Annotated in this window: 12 protein-coding genes and 1 pseudogene; 9 read left to right on the plus strand and 4 right to left on the minus strand. The window is 71.4% G+C overall.

Annotated features, from left to right (window positions below; genetic code table 11):
- Window positions 1–51 precede the first annotated feature (51 nt).
- Window positions 52–624: a TetR/AcrR family transcriptional regulator gene (locus tag OG787_RS27595; RefSeq protein WP_405536756.1), complete on the minus strand. Its 573-nt coding sequence runs from the start codon at window positions 622–624 to the stop codon at window positions 52–54.
- 130 nt (window positions 625–754) lie between these two features.
- Between OG787_RS27595 and OG787_RS27600 the strand changes: the two genes are divergently transcribed.
- On the plus strand, window positions 755–1267 hold the full coding sequence (locus OG787_RS27600) for an isochorismatase family cysteine hydrolase (RefSeq protein WP_369032994.1): 513 nt from the start codon (window positions 755–757) through the stop codon (window positions 1265–1267).
- Window positions 1268–1550: 283 nt separating this feature from the next.
- A pseudogene (locus OG787_RS27605) lies at window positions 1551–2721 on the plus strand (RNA-guided endonuclease InsQ/TnpB family protein); the annotation flags it as partial.
- A gap of 211 nt (window positions 2722–2932) precedes the next feature.
- On the opposite strand, the gene OG787_RS27610 reads toward OG787_RS27605, so the two are convergent.
- Window positions 2933–4108: a thiolase C-terminal domain-containing protein gene (locus tag OG787_RS27610; protein ID WP_405536757.1), complete on the minus strand. Its 1176-nt coding sequence runs from the start codon at window positions 4106–4108 to the stop codon at window positions 2933–2935.
- Window positions 4109–4231: 123 nt separating this feature from the next.
- Between OG787_RS27610 and OG787_RS27615 the strand changes: the two genes are divergently transcribed.
- Together OG787_RS27615 and OG787_RS27620 are read left to right on the plus strand one after the other, a co-directional pair.
- Window positions 4232–5527, plus strand: a complete 1296-nt coding sequence (locus OG787_RS27615) for an acyl-CoA dehydrogenase family protein (RefSeq protein ID WP_405536758.1) — start codon at window positions 4232–4234, stop codon at window positions 5525–5527.
- Complete coding sequence (locus tag OG787_RS27620; RefSeq protein WP_369032991.1) at window positions 5527–6015, plus strand: nitroreductase family deazaflavin-dependent oxidoreductase; 489 nt, start codon at window positions 5527–5529, stop codon at window positions 6013–6015. Before OG787_RS27615 ends, OG787_RS27620 begins: the two co-directional genes overlap by 1 nt.
- Before the next feature lie 132 nt (window positions 6016–6147).
- Here OG787_RS27620 and OG787_RS27625 read toward each other — a convergent pair whose 3' ends face one another.
- The gene (locus OG787_RS27625; protein WP_105972865.1) at window positions 6148–6795 is read right to left on the minus strand and encodes a TetR family transcriptional regulator; all 648 of its coding nucleotides are present in this window, start codon (window positions 6793–6795) and stop codon (window positions 6148–6150) included.
- Window positions 6796–6975: 180 nt separating this feature from the next.
- On the opposite strand from OG787_RS27625, the gene OG787_RS27630 reads away from it, so the two are divergent.
- The 4 genes from OG787_RS27630 to OG787_RS27645 all read left to right on the plus strand — a co-directional run bounded on the left by OG787_RS27630 (window position 6976) and on the right by OG787_RS27645 (window position 12396).
- Entirely contained in the window at window positions 6976–7695 is a 720-nt protein-coding gene (locus OG787_RS27630) for a VOC family protein (RefSeq protein WP_405536759.1), read from the plus strand.
- Window positions 7696–7927: 232 nt separating this feature from the next.
- Entirely contained in the window at window positions 7928–10309 is a 2382-nt protein-coding gene (locus OG787_RS27635) for a PQQ-binding-like beta-propeller repeat protein (protein WP_369032989.1), read from the plus strand.
- Window positions 10310–10639: 330 nt separating this feature from the next.
- Window positions 10640–11605 (plus strand): ATP-binding cassette domain-containing protein, encoded by a 966-nt coding sequence (locus OG787_RS27640; protein WP_405536760.1) that lies wholly within the window; start codon window positions 10640–10642, stop codon window positions 11603–11605.
- Window positions 11602–12396, plus strand: coding sequence for an ABC transporter permease (locus OG787_RS27645; RefSeq protein ID WP_369032987.1), 795 nt, complete (start codon window positions 11602–11604; stop codon window positions 12394–12396). Before OG787_RS27640 ends, OG787_RS27645 begins: the two co-directional genes overlap by 4 nt.
- Here the strand turns inward: OG787_RS27645 and OG787_RS27650 are convergent.
- Window positions 12377–15505: an ATP-binding protein gene (locus OG787_RS27650; protein ID WP_405536761.1), complete on the minus strand. Its 3129-nt coding sequence runs from the start codon at window positions 15503–15505 to the stop codon at window positions 12377–12379. The two genes, OG787_RS27645 and OG787_RS27650, sit on opposite strands and share 20 nt — an antisense overlap.
- 395 nt (window positions 15506–15900) lie before the next feature.
- On the opposite strand from OG787_RS27650, the gene OG787_RS27655 reads away from it, so the two are divergent.
- A complete protein-coding gene (locus OG787_RS27655; protein WP_405536763.1) occupies window positions 15901–16749 on the plus strand; it encodes a PIG-L family deacetylase in 849 nt (282 codons plus the stop codon).
- The last annotated feature ends 36 nt before the right edge of the window (window positions 16750–16785 follow it).

The following is a 16785-nucleotide window of genomic DNA, read 5'->3' on the forward strand; positions in this document are numbered from 1 at the left end:
CCGATGGGGCCTGCGGCCCCATCGGGCGCTGGTGAACGTCGCCAGAGCCGTTTACGCTCCGGCCCGTAGCCCATCGCACAGGACCGCCAGTGCCAACCGCGGATCCGCGCCCGCGTTCGCCCTGTGGCGCAGGGCCAACAGGATGCCCGATACGAGGGCCATCAGGTCTGTGATGGTGATGTCGGTGCGGATCGTGCCGGCGGACTGGGCTCGGGTCAGTAGGTGGCCGAGTGTGCGGTGGAGGTCGGCGGAGGTCGCGTCGACCGTTGCCTGGACCTCGGCGCCCGCGTGGGCGATGGCGTCGATCAGATCCGCCTTCGTCACCGCGTCCGTCACCAGTCGGTCCAGGACCGTGAACAGTGCCGCGCCCGGGTCGTCCGCGTCGCGCAGGGCGTGGGCCTCGGTGAGGAGCGGGTCGAGCCGCTCGTGGACCACCGCCTCGAACAGGCCCTCCTTGGTCGGGAAGTGGCGGTACAGCGTGCCCGGCCCCACGCCCGCCCGGCGTGCGATCTCGTCCAGCGAGACCGAGAGCCCCTCCGCCGCGAACGCCTCCCGTGCCACCTCCAGCAGCCGGTCCCGGTTGCGGCGGGCGTCGGCACGCAGGGGCCGGTTCTCTGGCGGCATCTAAGGGTCTCCCTCGTCGTGAGTTCTCGTACGCGCTTTAAGCGGGGCGAGGTCTCCGGTACGGTGTGGGCAGCTAACCGGGGCGTGCTCTCCGATTTTAGCCCCGCTTTCCTCCACGAAGGAGAATCCCATGACCACCCCCGCCCCCGGCACCGCGTTCCTCGCCCTCGACTACGTCACGTACATCGTCGACAACTTCAGTCACGACCCCTCCGTCGCCGAGCGCGCCGCACACGCCCTCGCCGCCGCCCGTACGGCCGGACTGCCCGTCTTCTACGTCGTCCCGCAGGGCATGCAGGAGCAGATCCACCCGCTCCTGGCCCCCGCCGAGGGCGACACCGTGCTGACCAAGACCAGCTTCAGCGCCTTCGCCACCACCGATCTCCGGGAGCGGCTGGAGGCCGCCGGGATCGGCCGGATCGTCGTCGCGGGGGTGGCTACGTCCGGGACCGTCCTGTCCACCACCAGGTGGGCCGTCGACATCGGCCTCAAGGTCACCGTCGTCGCCGACGCCTGCGACGACCCCGACCCGCAGGTCAACGCCCTGCTGCTCGACGAGTCGGTCGCCCCGAAGAGCTGGGTCGGGCTGTGGCGCGTCGCCGACGTCCTGCCGGCTGCCGAGATCCCCGAACTGCGTCCCTGACCCGGGAGACTTTCACCTGCTTCTTGCGAGGAGGCCCCGGTGTTCGCGCCGGGGAGGAACTGTATCCCTGGTGTCGCGACGCGGAGGGTCGCCGGGTCCGGTTCAGGGCGAGGAGCGCCCATCGCTGTCGGCATCCCGAAGTGATGCGAACGCGTGTGCCGGTGATCGCTGGTCGGGGTGATGGCTGTGGGATCAGGGTCCGTGTGTGCGACTGTCGTACGTATGGCGCCTTGGAGGGTTCGGGGCGGCGCGGTGTCCCGGCCGGGGATCGTGAGGGGGCGAGATGGCGCAGGTGGGGGTGGTTGCGGAGGCGGGGCATGCCCGCTACACCTACCGGCTGCGTGTGTCGTCCAGTGCCCGTACCGCTCTGGCGGCGGAGTGGGGCCGCTGTCGCTGGCTGTGGAACGAGTGCGTCGCCAAGTCCAAGGCCGTACACCTGCACAACAAGGCGACCGGTCAGCAGGCCACGTGCGGTCCGGCGCAGCTCGACAGGATGCTGACCGAGGCCCGCGCCCGTACGCCCTGGCTGCGTGAGGGGCTCATCGGTCGTCCAGCAGCAGGTCATCCGTGACTTCGGCCGCTCCCGCGCCAAGGCGCACAAGGACATTGAAGAGCGCCTGCCCATGGCGCGCCGGGCCGGGATGCCCCTGTACAAGAAGAAGTGCGAGGCGCTGGCGACCCTCAACTACACCAAGCGCGGGTTCCGGTTGAAGGACGGCCGCCTGCACCTGGCGGGCGGCATCGTCGTGGCGGTGGTGTGGTCGCGGGAACTGCCGGCCGAGCCGTCGTCGGTGCGCGTCTACCAGGACAGTCTTGGGCACTGGTACGGCTCGTTCGTCGTCCCCGCCCAGGTCCAGCCCCTGCCTCGGACCGGCCGGGTCCTCGGCGTCGACTGGGGCGTGAAGGAGACCGCCACCACCACGTCCGACGCGCACGACCTCCCGCACGCCGAGCACGGCAAGAAGGCCAGGACCGAGCTGACCCGGTACGACCGGATGATGGCCCGCCGAAAGCCGAAGAAGGGCCACCCCGGATCGAAGGGCTACCACGAGGCGATGAAACTGCGGGCGAAGGCGTACAAGAAGGTCGCGAGACAGCGTCAGGACACGGGCCGCAAGTGGGCCAAGAAGGTAGTCCGTGACCACGATGCCATCGCCGTCGAGGACTTCCGCCCCAAGTCCCTGGCCAGGACGACGATGGCCGGCAAGGCCGCTGACGCCGCCATCGGCGCCACCAAGGCAGCCCTGATCGAGATGGGCCGCAAACACGGGCGGGACATCCGCCTCGTCCACCCCGCGCACACCACGATGGACTGCGCGCACTGCGATGCGAGAGCCAAGCATCGCCTGCCGCTGGGTGAGCGCACCCACACCTGCACCGCATGCGGAAACATGTCCCCACGGGACAAGAACTCCGCACACGTCATGCTCGTCCGGGCTGGTCTCAACCCGGCTGAGGGTTCAACTTCCCGTTCCAGACGATCGAGGACGTCGTCCTGCTCGACGACCGCACCCTCGCCGTCCTCAACGACAACAACTTCCCCTTCTCGTCCGGCCGTACGGCGGGCAAGGCGGACAACAACGAGTTCATCACCATCCGCCTCTCGGACCGACTCCACGCGGACTGGCGCGCGTTCGTCTGACCGACGGCCGCTGATCAGTCGGTCTAATCGGTTCCCAGCACGATCGTCCCCGACGAGCAGAACCATCCGCCCGTCCCGGACGCCACCGCGAGGCGCGGCAACTGCCCGTCCCCGGCACGTACTTGCCGCGCCTCGCCCACGTCGCCCCGCAACTGCCGTACGGCTTCCACCAGCAGGAACAGCCCCCGCATTCCCGGGTGTTGGGCCGACAGTCCGCCCCCGTCCGTGTTGACCGGCAGTTCACCGCCCGCCACCTTCAGCCGCCCCTTCGCGGCCTCCACGAACGGGCCGCCCTCGCCCTTCCCGCAGAACCCGAGATCCTCCAGCGTCACCAGCGTCATATAGGTGAACGCGTCATAGATCTCCGCGAAGTCCATCTCCTCGGGACCGACTCCCGCCCGCTCGAAGGCGATCCGCCCGCTCACCGCGGCCGGGGACACCGTGAAGTCGGCCCACTCAGACATGCTGACGTGCGAGACGTGCTCGCCCGTCCCGAGGATCCACACGGGCCGCGTACGGCAGTCCCGCACATACTCCTCGGCCACCAGCAGCACCGCCGCGCCCCCGTCGGAGCGCAGACAGCAGTGCAGCTTGGTGAAGGGGTCCGCGATCATCGGGCCGTCGAGCACCTCGTCGACGGTGATCGGCGTCCGGAACATCGCCTCCGGGTTCAGCGCCGCGTTGGCCCTCGCCTGGACCGCGACCGACGCCAACTGCTCGATGGTCGTGCCGTATTGGTGCATATGGCGGCGGGCGGCCATCGCGTACTTGGCGATCAGCGTGTGGCCGTACGGGACCTCGAACTGGAGGGGCCCGCGCGCACCGAAGGAGAGGTTGCCCGTCCGCCGGCCGGCTTTCACATCCGCGCGGGCCGTCGACCCGTACACCAGCAGCACGGCGTTGGCGTGACCGGCAGCGATCGCGTCCGCCGCGTGCGCCGCCATGACCTCCCAGGTCGAACCGCCGACGGAGGTGGAATCGACCCAAGTGGGGCGCAGGCCAAGGTATTCGGCGACCTCGGCGGGCGCCAGCGTGCCGAGTCCGGCGGACGCGAAACCGTCCACCACCTCCCGGCCGAGTCCCGAGTCCGCCAGCGCCCGCCGGGCCGCCTGGGCGTGCAGTGCGTAAGGGGTTACGTCGTCCACCCGGCCGCAGTCCGACAGGGCCACCCCGACGATCGCGACCTTCCGGCTCACCATCGAGTCACCATGAATCTGACGGTATATCAGCTCTGGCTCTGTGCGGCAGAGGGCGTCCGTCCTAATATGACGGACCGTCAGACATCAGTAGGCATGCGGGAGAACGAACCAGGGGGACTGGTCATGGACGCCCGTTTCACCCCCGAGCAGGACCACATCCGCCGCACCCTCCGCGAGCTGCTCCGCAAGCGCTGTGCACCCGGTGACGTACGGGCCGCCGTCGACACCCCGGCCGGGTACGACCCCGCCCTGTGGACCGCGCTGGCCGAGCACCTGGGCCTGCCCGGCCTGGCCCTGCCCGAGACCCACGGGGGCGTCGACGGGACCACGACGACGGAACTGGCCTTGGCGGCGGAGGAGTTGGGTCGTGCCCTGGCCCCTTCTCCCCTCCTCGCGACCGCCGTACTGTCAGCTCCCCTGATCACCGCCCTGGGCACCGAAGCCCAACGCGCCGACCTCCTCCCACGCATAGCCTCCGGCACCCTGACCGCGGCCCTCGCGATCCCCGGCACCACCCTGTCCACGGTCCTCTCGCTCACCGGCGAGCCCCGCCGGGACTGGGCCGGCGGAGGCCGTGCGGGCGGAGTCCAGGCAACCCAACGGCCGGACGGCTGGCGCCTCTACGGCCAGGTGACCCAGGTCCTGGACGCCCACAGCGCCGACCTCCTCCTGATCCCGGCCCACACAGGCGGCTACGCCCGCTCCCGAACCCTCCTCTTCCTGGTCCAGGGCAACACCCCTGGCCTGGTCCGCACCCGCCAGACCTCCCTGGACCCCACCAGGCCACGAGGGCGCCTTGAACTACGGGACGTAGCAGCAGAGTTGCTGGGGGAGGAGGCCGACGTCCCCGGCTCTCCGAGCGCCCACGCAGACGCGCCCCTTCAGGGGCGCGGGGAACTGCGCGACCAGCCCCCACCGGCCCGCGGGAAAAGAACTGCCCACCCGGCGGAGCCATTCGCCCGAGTCGGAGACATCGCCGCCGCGGTCCTGGCCGCCGAGGCCGTTGGCGCAGCCGCCCGGATTCTGGAGCTGACCGTCGAACACGCCATGGCGCGCGAACAGTTCGGGCGGCCGATCGGCTCCTTCCAAGCCGTGAAGCACCGCCTCGCCGACGTGTACGTCCAGGTCCAGGCAGCCCGCTCAGCCGCCTACTACGCCGCCTGGGCAACCGCCCGCGAGGGAGAGCGAGTAGGCACCCTCGCCCTCGCCCAGGCAATCGAATCCCTCCGCACCGCCGCCGCCGAAGGCATCCAACTCCACGGCGGAATCGGCTTCACCTGGGAACACGAAGCCCAGCTGTACTTCAAGCGCGCCGCAGGCGACGAGCTGCTGTTCGGCCCGGTGCACCGGCTCCGCGCACACGCGGCCGAGGCGGCTCGGCTCTTCGACGAGTCCGACGCGGGAGAGGTGGCGGTCTGATGCCAGTGACAGCGGCAAGAGTCGTGAAGGCGGTCCAGAGGGTCTCCTCGGCCCCCGCCTTCGCCCGGATCGCCCCACACGTCGTCCCCGCCCTGGACCGAGCCGTCCACCGCCTGACCCGGGGCAAGGTGCTGCTCAGCGCCCAGCTGCTGCCCGGCGTCGTGCTCACCGTGCGCGGGGCGAAGAGCGGGCAGCTGAGGCACACCCCGCTCGCCTGTATGCCGGAAGGGGACGGAGGCGACAGCTGGCTGCTCATCGGCTCCAACTTCGGCCGCACAGGCCACCCCGCCTGGACCGCCAACCTCCTCGCCCACCCCGACGCCGAGGTCAGCTGGAAAGGGGCGGACATCCCGGTCAGGGCCCAACTGCTGGCCGGAGAGGAACGGGCCGCCGCCTGGAAGGCACTGCTCGCGTTCTGGCCGCCGTACGCGACCTATCAGGCGCGGGTCGAGCGGGAGATCCGGATCTTCAGAATTATCCGGCGCTGAACACCCGTAACCCGTAAGGCGGATGCGCGACAGGCGGTGGCCCACCGGTCGGAACCGGAGTGAACCACCGCCTGCGTGACAGGACTTGGGCCCGGCAGGGCCTGCGGAACCTGGAGTAAGGGGACGCGTCGGCTATTTCGTCGGCTTCTTGCCGGTCACGCCCAGGTGGACCAACAGGGCCAGGTTCGGCTTCAGTTCGGCCTGTTTCACACCCCAGGTCTGGAAGCCTCTCTGGTGCGAGGCCACCGCCGCGAGCATCGCGACGAGAGAGCCGGCCATCGCGGCGGGGTTGACGTCCTTGTCGACCTTGCCCTTGGCCTGTAGCTCGGTGACCGTGTCCGTAAGGGAGTTGTTCACGGAGTTGAGGATCTTCATGCGGATCTTGTAGAACCGCTTGTCGCCCTCGGCGGCGCCCAGATCGACGACCCGGAGGATCGCGTCGTTCCTGCGCCAGAACTCCAGGAACCCGTCGACGAGTTCCTGGGCGGTCTGCCAGCCGGCCTTGCCGACCCATGACCGCCCGGCGAGCAGCTCGGTCAACCCGGCGCCCTCCGTGGCCATTTGCTCGGCGATCTCCAGGACGGCGCCTTCGACGTCCGGGAAGTACTGGTAGAAGGTCGCGGGTGAAGTCCCCGCCTTCCGGGCGACATCGATGACTTTGACGTCCCGGTAAGGGGAGGAGCTGAGCATCTCGCTGAGGCAGTCGAGCAGCTTCTGCCGGGTCGCCTGCCCACGCCGACCCGCCACACGGCCGTCGACGGTACGCACTTGTCCTGTCATGCCGTCAGCTTACCGAGGGGTGATCGGAGCGCGATTCGGCCGACTGCAAATGGGGTGCAATGGTGATCTGTGAGCGGTGGGAGGGCGCTGGAGAGGCTGCTGTGCCTGGTCCGGTGCCTGATCCTTTGCTGCCCCTGTCGCTGCCCTGCGGGATGCGTGAAGGACCGTTAACTTGACGGTATGGCCGAAAACAGGGCATCCGCCCGCACAGAGGGCGTCCCCTGCTGGGTGGACGCCCAGCTGCCCGACGTCGAGGCGGGCAAGCGTTTCTACAGTGAGCTTTTCGGGTGGACCTTCGAGGAGAAGGACGGTCTGGTGCAGGCCCTGTGCGACGGCGAGCCCGTCGCCGCCCTCGCCCACAAGACCGACGGGCGGATGCCCACCGTCTGGACGGTGTACTTCGCCACCCCGGACGCCCATGCCCTCGTCGCCCGGATCCGCGCGGCCGGCGGACAGGTGATCACCGCGCCGGTTCCCGTGGGGGACCTGGGCACGACGGCGCTGGCCACCGACCCCGACGGCGCCGTCTTCGGCCTCTGGCAGGCCGGTACGCACCCCGGATTCGGCCGTAGCCACGAGCCCCGCACCTTCGCCTGGGCCGAGCTGTACGCCCGGGACACGGACGTCGTGAACACCTTCTACGGCAACCTCTTCCACGAGGCGCTCTTCGGCCCGGACGCGGCACCCGACTTCGGCCGGGCCGCCGTGTCCGAGGTGTTCCCGGCCGAGATGCCGCCGCATTTCCTGGTCCACTTCGCCGTCGAGGACATGGAAGAGGCGCTCGGGACGGTGAACCGGCTCGGCGGTCGCGTCCAGTCGACGCCCTTCGACACTTCGTACGGGAATGTGGCGGTCGTCACGGACAATCAGGGAGCGTCGTTCGCACTGCTCCGGAAATGAGCCGCTGGGAGCGGGTACGGGAGGGCGTGAGCCGGTTCGGGAGCGCCCCCGTGAGGACCTGTTTTGCACCAGGTTGCGTGGAGACACCCCGTTTCGGACCCGAGTTCGCAACCTGTGCCCCGGCCAGGAAGAATCGGGGTGCGTGCCGCCAAGGCGGTGGCGGTGGTGAGACGCTGCACGAGGTCGCGTACATATGTAGGTGACGCGGCTCGTACGGGGAGGTGGCAGGCAAGTGGTGGATCAGCTGACGCAGCACGATCCGCGGCGGATCGGGCCGTTCGAGGTGCTGGGACGGCTGGGTGCCGGCGGCATGGGGCTGGTCTATCTCGCGCGCTCGGCCTCCGGGCGGCGCGTGGCGATCAAGACGGTCCGTACGGAACTGGCCGAGGACCAGCTGTTCCGGGTCCGCTTCACGCGTGAGGTGGAGGCGGCGCGGGCCGTCTCCGGCTTCTACACGGCCGCCGTCGTCGACGCCGATCCGCGGGCCGCCGTGCCCTGGCTGGCCACCGCGTACGTCCCCGCGCCCTCGCTCGAAGAGATAGTGAACGAGTGCGGGCCGATGCCGGCCCAGGCGGTGCGCTGGCTCGCGGCGGGGGTCGCGGAGGCGTTGCAGTCCATCCACGGCGCCGGGCTCGTCCACCGGGACCTCAAGCCGTCCAACGTGCTGGTGGTGGAGGACGGTCCCCGGGTCATCGACTTCGGTATCGCCTCCGGTGTATCGAACACACGTCTGACGATGACGAACGTCGCCGTGGGCACCCCCGCTTACATGTCCCCCGAGCAGGCGAAGGACTCGCGGAGCGTGACCGGCGCGAGCGACGTGTTCTCGCTCGGCTCGATGCTGGTCTTCGCGGCCACCGGACACGCCCCCTTCCACGGCGCCAACCCGGTCGAGACGGTCTTCATGCTGCTGAGGGAAGGCCCGGACCTCGAAGGCCTCCCGGACGAACTCCGCCCGCTCATCGAGTCCTGTATGCAGATGGAGGCGACGGGCCGCCCCAACCCGGCCGACCTCCAGGCCCAGCTGGCCCCCCACCTCTTCGGTTCCGGCTCCGACGACAGCGGTACGGCGTCCGCCTGGCTGCCCGAGCGGGCGGTCACCCTCATCGAGACGCGGCGCGGCGGACGCCCGGCCGCGAAGCCGCAGGCGTCCGGTGGCCGCAGCGGCGGCAGGCTGGCGATCCCGCCGCCGCCGTCCCACGACCCGCCGCCCTTCGACCCCCGCCCGGGCCCGGGCCTCGTACCCGGCCCGATGCCGGCCCCCGTACCCACCGGAGCGCCGGACACCGGCCCCGTACGCCTCGCAGGCGCCCCCGTGCCCATCGGCCCCGGTCCGCGCGTCTCCGACGTGCGCGCCGCCGCCGTACAGGCGCCGCCGCCGGAGGCCGGTCTGGTCGCCTCCTGGTCGCGCCCGCGGCCCGGGGTCAACGGCGCCGACCCGAACCCCGTGCCGGCCGCGCCGCCGCTGCCCCCGGAGTCTCCGGCGGGCTGGCGCCCCTGGCGGTTCCGTATGTCGAACGACGTCTGGGGCACCCCGGCCGTCGCGGGCGACCTCGTCTACGTCACCTCCTTCGAGGTGCACGCCCTGGACGTGATGACGGGCCGCCGGCGCTTCAAGACGAGGGACGTGGCGTGGTCGATGGCGGTCGCGGACGGCCGTATCCACGCCTCGGACGGTCCGACGCTCTTCGCTCTCGACGCGAGGGAGGGCATGGACCTGTGGAGGCTCTCGACAGACGCCTGGGTGTACTCCCTGAAGGCCGACCGGGGCACGGTCGTCACCGGTACGCGCGGTGGCGGCGTCCAGGGCTGGGACGCGGCGACCGGCCAGAAGCTGTGGGAGCACACCGGCGCCCAGACGGACTTCGAGTCCCCGGAGGCCGGACCCCAGGTCCACGAGGGCACGGTGTTCGTGTGGAAGGAAGGCCGGCTGCGTGCCCTGGAGGCCCGTACGGGTGACGAGCGCTGGTCCTACCCGATCGGCGACGCCACCTCCTGCGGCGGAGTCCCGGTACGGCTGACCCCGGGCCCCGACGGCCAGGTGTACGTCTCCGCGGGCACCCGGGTCCTGGCGATCGACGTCTCCGGCGGCCATGTCCGCTGGCACTTCGAGGCCCCGGCGGTGTTCCTCTCCCCGCCGACCTTCGCCCCGGGCCCGGCGGTGACCGGCGGCGGTGTCTACCTCGCCGACTACCTCGGCACGGTGTACGCCCTCGACGCGGCGGACGGGCGGGACAGGTGGCGGATCGCGACGGAGTCGCGGGCGTCGATCGAGCCGGTGCTGGTGGCTGCGGGCCACGTCCACGTGGGCAGCGGCAAGGGCCTGTACACGCTGGACGCGGTCACCGGCACCCCCAAGTGGCGCTTCCAGGCGGGCGGCGACATCGTGGGCGCCCCGGCGGTGGCGGAAGGCCGGATCCACTTCGGCTCGACGGACCATCTTCTGTACACCCTGAAGGCGGACGACGGCCGGTTGAGGTGGAAGCTGGCGACGGGCGGCGAGATCACCGGCGCCCCGGTCGTCAAGGACGGCGTGGTGTACGCGTGCAGCAAGGACCGCTGCGTGTACGCACTGGACGCGGAGAAGGGCACGGGCACGGCCCGCACGGGCTGACTACCGAGCCCGCCCTGTTCCTCGCCCCCGCCGGCCCTACCCGTCCCATCCCTGGGGGCTGCGCCCCCAGACCCCCCTTTCGGCCTGAACGGCCTCGTCCTCAATCGCCGGACGGGCTGGATGTGGTGCCGGCCGGTGCTTGATCTTTTAGCCTGTCCGGCGTTTGAGGACAAGGCCCGTTCAGGGCCGTAGGGGGGTCTGGGGGCGCAGCCCCCAGGGATGGGACGGGTAGGGGCGGCGGGGGCGAGAAACCTGACCCGCACCCGGGTTCCAGGGCACTGAAACCACGGTGAAACCGAGCTGAATGCGCCCTGCCGCAATCTCCTCGGCATGACCTCGACGACACCGCACTCACCCGCCATCGCAGCCCAGGGCCTGCGCAAGGCCTACGGCGACAAGACCGTCCTCGACGGCATCGACCTCTCGGTGCCCGCCGGCACCGTCTTCTCCCTGCTCGGCCCGAACGGCGCAGGCAAGACCACCGCCGTGAAGATCCTCTCCACCCTCATCACCGCCGACGCCGGCGCCCTGCACGTCGGCGGCCACGACCTCGCCACCCACCCCCACGCGGTCCGCGCCGCGATCGGCGTCACCGGACAGTTCTCCGCCGTCGACGGCCTGATCACCGGCGAGGAGAACATGCTCCTCATGGCCGACCTCCACCACCTGCCCAAGCAGGAGGGGCGGAAGGCCGCCGCCGAGCTGCTGGAGCGGTTCGACCTGACGGAGGCCGCGAGCAAACCCGCCTCCACCTACTCCGGCGGCATGAAACGCCGCCTCGACCTCGCCATGACCCTCGTCGGCAACCCCCGGATCATCTTCCTCGACGAACCCACCACCGGCCTCGACCCCCGCTCCCGCCACAACATGTGGAACATCATCCGCGGGCTCGTCGCCGACGGCGTCACCGTCTTCCTCACCACCCAGTACCTGGAAGAGGCCGACGAACTCGCCGACCGCATCGCCGTGTTGAACGACGGGAAGATCGTCGCCGAGGGCACCGCCGAAGAGCTGAAGCGGCTCATCCCGGGCGGACACGTCCGCCTCCGCTTCACCGACCCCGACGCCTACCGATCGGCCGCAGCCGCCCTGCGCGAGGTCACCCGCGACGACGAGGCACTCGCCCTCCAGATCCCCAGCGACGGCAGCCAGCGCGAACTGCGCTCCATCCTCGACTGGCTCGACACCGCCGGGGTCGAGGCGGACGAACTGACCGTGCACACCCCCGACTTGGACGACGTGTTCTTCGCCCTGACCGGTCCCACCGCCCACTCCACCAAGGAGAACGTCCGATGAGCAGTGCCTTCGCCCTCGCCGTACGCGACTCGAACACGATGCTGCGCCGCAACCTGCTGCACGCTCTCCGCTATCCGTCGATGACCCTGAACCTGCTGCTCACGCCGATCATGCTGCTCCTGCTCTTCGTCTACATCTTCGGCGACGTGATGAGCGCGGGCATCGGCGGCGGCGGCGCGGACCGCTCCGACTACATCGCCTACATCGTCCCGGGCCTGCTGATGATGACCATCGGCTCCACCGTGATCGGCGCCGCGATCGCCGTCTCCATGGACATGACCCAGGGCCTCATCGCCCGCTTCCGCACGATGGCCATCTACCGGGGCTCCCTGCTCGTCGGGCACGTCGTGGGCAGCGTGCTGCAGATCATGGCCAGCCTGGTCCTGGTCAGTGCCGTCGCCGTGGCCATGGGGTTCCGCTCCACGGACGCCACGCTCCTGGAATGGATCGCGGCGGTGGGACTGCTCGCCCTGTTCTCCCTCGCCCTCACCTGGATCGCCGTCGGCATGGGCATGGCCAGCCCGAACCCCGAGGCGGCCAGCAACATGGCGATGCCGCTGATCCTCCTCCCGTTGATCTCCAGCGCCTTCATCCCGGCCGACACCATGCCGGGCTGGTTCCAGCCGATCGCCGAGTACCAGCCCTTCACGCCGGCCATCGAGACACTGCGCGGTCTGCTCCTCGGCACCGAGATCGGCAACAACGGCTGGCTCGCGATCGCCTGGTGCGTCGGCCTGTCCGTCCTCGGCTACCGTTGGTCGACGGCCCAGTTCAACCGCGACCCGAAGTAACCGTCATGACAGCGCGGGCAGCCTCCCGCAACTCGTCCCGCCCCAGGGCGGCGTACTCCGACACCGCGTCGGCGTACGCCGCCCCGTCGGCGTTCTCGGCCGCCCGCCGGGCCCGGTCCGAGGACATCGTCGGCTGGTAGTCGCGCAGCACCCCCAGCCGTTCGGCCAGCGCGATCATCCGTACGGCGGAGGGGGCGCCGTACGCGAGATCCGCCATGCCGAGGGCGTGCAACACCGTTCCGTACAGGGGCAGTTCCATGGGTGCGGGGGACGGGCCGGAGAGCAGTGTCCGCAGTCCCTGTCGCAGGCCGAGGACCAGTTCCGCGACGGGTTCGAGGCGGCCGACGTGCGCGTGGGCCGTCACCGCCGCCGACTGGATCTGTAGCACCCACCGGTCGAGGAAGGGATCGCCGTCGTACAGCGGACCTGCCTCGGCCATGCCCTCCACGGCGCTGCGCCACAGGCCGAGCCCGACCTCCGTCAGCCCGCGGGCGAGCGCGATCTCGGCGCGCCCGCCGAGGCCCGGACTGTGGAAGTCGTCCTGCTGCGGGGGCTGGTGACCCTCCGTCAGCCGCAGCCAGTACTCGGCCTCGTCGGGGTCGCCGCGCTGGAGACAGGCGAGGACGAGACCACTGCGTACGCCGATGGAGTCCTGCTCGTCGCCGAGCCGCGGCAGCGCGTCGAGCGCCGCCCTGAGATGCTCGTACGCGGCCTCGCCCTGCTCCGTCTTCAGGCACAGCTCGCCCAGCCGGGCATGGCCCAGGACCTGGAGGAACGGATTGTCGGCCGGTGCCAGTGCGGCGATGATCCGGCGGGCCGAGGCGAGCGCGCGGTCGATGTCGTGCTCCGACTCCCAGACGTAGGTGGCGACGCACTCGGCGATGCCCGCCAGCAGCGGCTGTTCGCTTGCGCAGAGCCTCCGCAGTACGTCGTAGTCCGGAGGCCGCATCTCGGGGACCGCGCCCAGCACGATCGCGATGGCGCGCACCAGGGTGTCCGGCGGGGCCGGGGGCAGCCGCCGGAGGGTGACGAGGTGGCGTTCGGCGCGCGGGCCGTAGCCCATGAACAGGCTCGCCGTGCACAACACGGCGGCGGCGCGGGCGACTTCGACGTACTCGGGCTCGGGGCGGTAGTGCGACAGCGGCGGGCCGGTGTCCGCGGCGAGGGCGGTGAGGCGGGGGTAGTTGGAACCCGTGGACCACAGGGCGGCGAGGACCGCGGTGAGGGCGGCGATGGCGGGGCCGTCCGTACGGGCCAGGGCGTGCCGCAGGGCCGCCACGAGGTTGTCCTGCTCGGCTCTGACCTGCTCCCATGCGGTCAGGGGCCCCGAGCCGAAGAACCAGTCGTGGTACGTGACCCCGAAGTCCCGTGCCCAGGCGAGGAACTGGCCGACGGCGGGCTCGTCCTCGTCCGCCTCCGCGCGCCGGGCCGCGCTGAACTCCCGTACGGTCTCCAGCATGCGGAAGCGCACACCGGCCGGGGTCTCGGCGACGGTGAGCAGCGACTGACCGGCCAGCTGCTCCAGCAGCGGCAGCGCGTCCTCGCCGAGGACGTGCTCGGCCGCCTCGCCGGAGAAACCGCCGGGAAAGACGGACAGGGTGCGTAGAGCCGCCCTGGCCTCCTCGTCGAGGAGGTTCCAGCTCCAGTCCACGACCGCGTGCAGCGTGCGGTGGCGCTCCGGCGCGTCCCTGGCCCCGCCGCGCAGCAGCGCGAACCGGTCGCCGAGGCGGCGGGCTATCTCCGGCACCGACAGCACCCGTACGCGCGCGGCGGCCAGCTCCACGGCGAGCGGCAGCCCGTCGAGGTGACGGCAGAGCCCGGCCACCGCGTCCGGCGGCAGCTCCACACCGGGCCGGGCGGCCCGCGCGCGCTGGGTGAACAGCTCGACGGAGGTGGCGAGTCGGAGTTCGGGCAGCGCGTACACGGCCTCGGACGTCAGCCCGAGGGGCGCGCGGCTGGTGACGAGCACCCGCAGCTCCCGGGAGGACGAGACGAGGGCGTGTACGAGGCTCGCGGCACCGGCGACGACCTGCTCACAGTTGTCGAGGACCAGCAGGGCGGGCCCGGCGCCGAGCACGCCGAGGATGCCGGGCACCGGGTCGTGGCCGCCCATGGCCCCGGGCCGCTTCTCACCCGCGCCGAGCGCGGAGGCCACCTCCGCGCCCACCTCCTCGTCGGTGGTGACACCGGCGAGCGCCACGAAGTGGACGACCCGGTGCTCGGCCCGGCGGCTGACGGCGTGCGCGAGCCGGGTCTTGCCGAGGCCACCTGGCCCGGCGACGGTGACGGCACGCGAGTCACGCAGCAGCCGCTCCACCTCGGCGATGTCGTCGTCCCGCCCGAGGAGCGGATTGGGCTCGTGCGGTACGCCGTGCCGGACCACGGGCGCCTCACCGCGCAACAACTCCCGCTGTACGGCCTTGAGTCGGTCCCCCGGATCCGTGCCGAGCGTGTCGCGCAGCTCGCGCCGGTACGCCTCGTACCGGGTCAGCGCGGCGGACGGCCCGGCCGTCTTGGCCTCGACGCGCAGCAGCTCGGCGAGCACCTCCTCGTCGTGCGGATGCCCGGCGGCTACGGCGGCCAGCGGCCCGGCGGCCTCCGAGTGCCGCCCGAGCCGGCCGAGCGCGAGGGCGCGGGCGCGGACGAGGGCGCGGTGGACGGGGGCGCGCTCGGCGCGCAGGGCGGCCACGGGGTCGTCGTCCCCGCCGTCGGGATCGGGGGTGCCCTCCCAGAGCGCGAGCCCGGCCTCGGCGGCGGCCAGCGACCCGGCGTGGTCCCCGGCCCGGGCCCGGTCCGCACTGGCGGCGGCGTGCAGGAGCAGGGCCGAGCTGTCGACCTGGTCCTCGGGGAGGGCGAGCCGGTATCCGGTCGGCGTGCTGGCGAGGAGGTCGGCGCCGAGCTGGGCCCGCGCCCGGGACACGAGCACCTGGAGCGCCTTGCCGGGCCGCTCCGGCAGCTCGTCCGGCCACAGCCCCGCGACCAGCCGCTCGGTGCTACAGCCGGTGCGCGGGTCGCCCGCGAGGAGGGCGAGCAGGGCGCGCAGCCGGGGCGCGGTGACTTCCTGCCCGCGACAGGCGACGCGCGGGAGGAGGGTCAGGGCGATGGTCATCCGTGCAGATTAGCCAAGGGGTGGGGGTGGGGACTCCTGCTGAGGGCCGAACTCCCGTTGCGGGGGCGGCAGTCGCGTTCCGTCGGCCCGGTTCGTCGGCCCGCGTTCCGTGCGGCCCGGCCCGGTTCGTCGGCCCGCGTTCCGTGCGGCCCGGCCCGGTTCGTCGTCGCCTCCTTCCCCTGCTGGGCGCCGCCCCCGCCCGAGTCCGTGGCCGCGCCGGGAACAGGCGGTCCGGTCGACGCGGTTGCACCGACCGAGGGACCGGCGCCGTAGGGGGCGGGGGCGCGGAGACCGTAAGGTCGTCCGCCCCACCCGGATCCGGCCCCGGGATCGCGGTACGCCCGCCGCGCTCCTTGCACCGGGACGGACGTACTTCTTGCAGGAGGACTGTTTTCATGACTGACCGGCCCTTGACGCTCATGGCAGTGCACGCCCACCCCGACGACGAGGCCACCGGAACCGGAGGGGTCCTCGCGCGGTACGCGGCGGAAGGCATCCGCACGGTTCTCGTGACGTGTACCGACGGCGGTTGCGGTGACGGACCGGGCGGCGTCAAGCCGGGTGACCCCGGGCATGATCCGGCGGCGATCGCCTTGTTGCGCCGCCAGGAACTCGAGGCGAGCCGTGACGTCCTGAAGATCAGCGATCTGGAGCTGCTGGGCTATGCCGACTCCGGGATGATGGGCTGGTCGAGCAACGACGCCCCCGGATCCTTCTGGCAGACGCCGGTGGCGGAAGGCGCGGCCCGGCTCGCGGAACTCATGCGGCACTACCGGCCCGATGTGGTCGTCACCTACGACGAGAACGGCTTCTACGGCCACCCCGACCACATCCAGGCCCACCGCATCACGATGGCGGCGCTGGAGATGACCGCACTGGAGAAGACCCCGCTGACGCCGAAGGTGTACTGGACGACGATGCCCCGCTCGCTGATGCAGCGGTTCGGCGAGGTCATGCGCGAGTTCGACGAGGACATGCCGGAGCCGGACCCCGCCGAGGCCGCCGCGATGGCCGAGATCGGCCTCCCCGACGACGAGATCACCACCTGGGTGGACACCATCGCGTTCAGCGGTCAGAAGTTCGACGCGCTGGCCGCGCACGCCAGCCAGGGCGAGAACATCTTCTTCCTCAAGATGGGCAAGGAGAGGTTCGGCGAGTTGATGGGCGTGGAGACCTTCGTCCGTGTCCAGGACACCACCGGCACGGCGATACCCGAGAACGATCTCTTCGCCGGACTGCGCTGATCGGCCCGAGGCGAGCCGATGTGCGTCTGCTGTCCG

The organism is Streptomyces sp. NBC_00075 (assembly GCF_045041225.1).
In the GTDB taxonomy this organism is placed as follows: Bacteria; Actinomycetota; Actinomycetes; order Streptomycetales; family Streptomycetaceae; genus Streptomyces; species Streptomyces adonidis.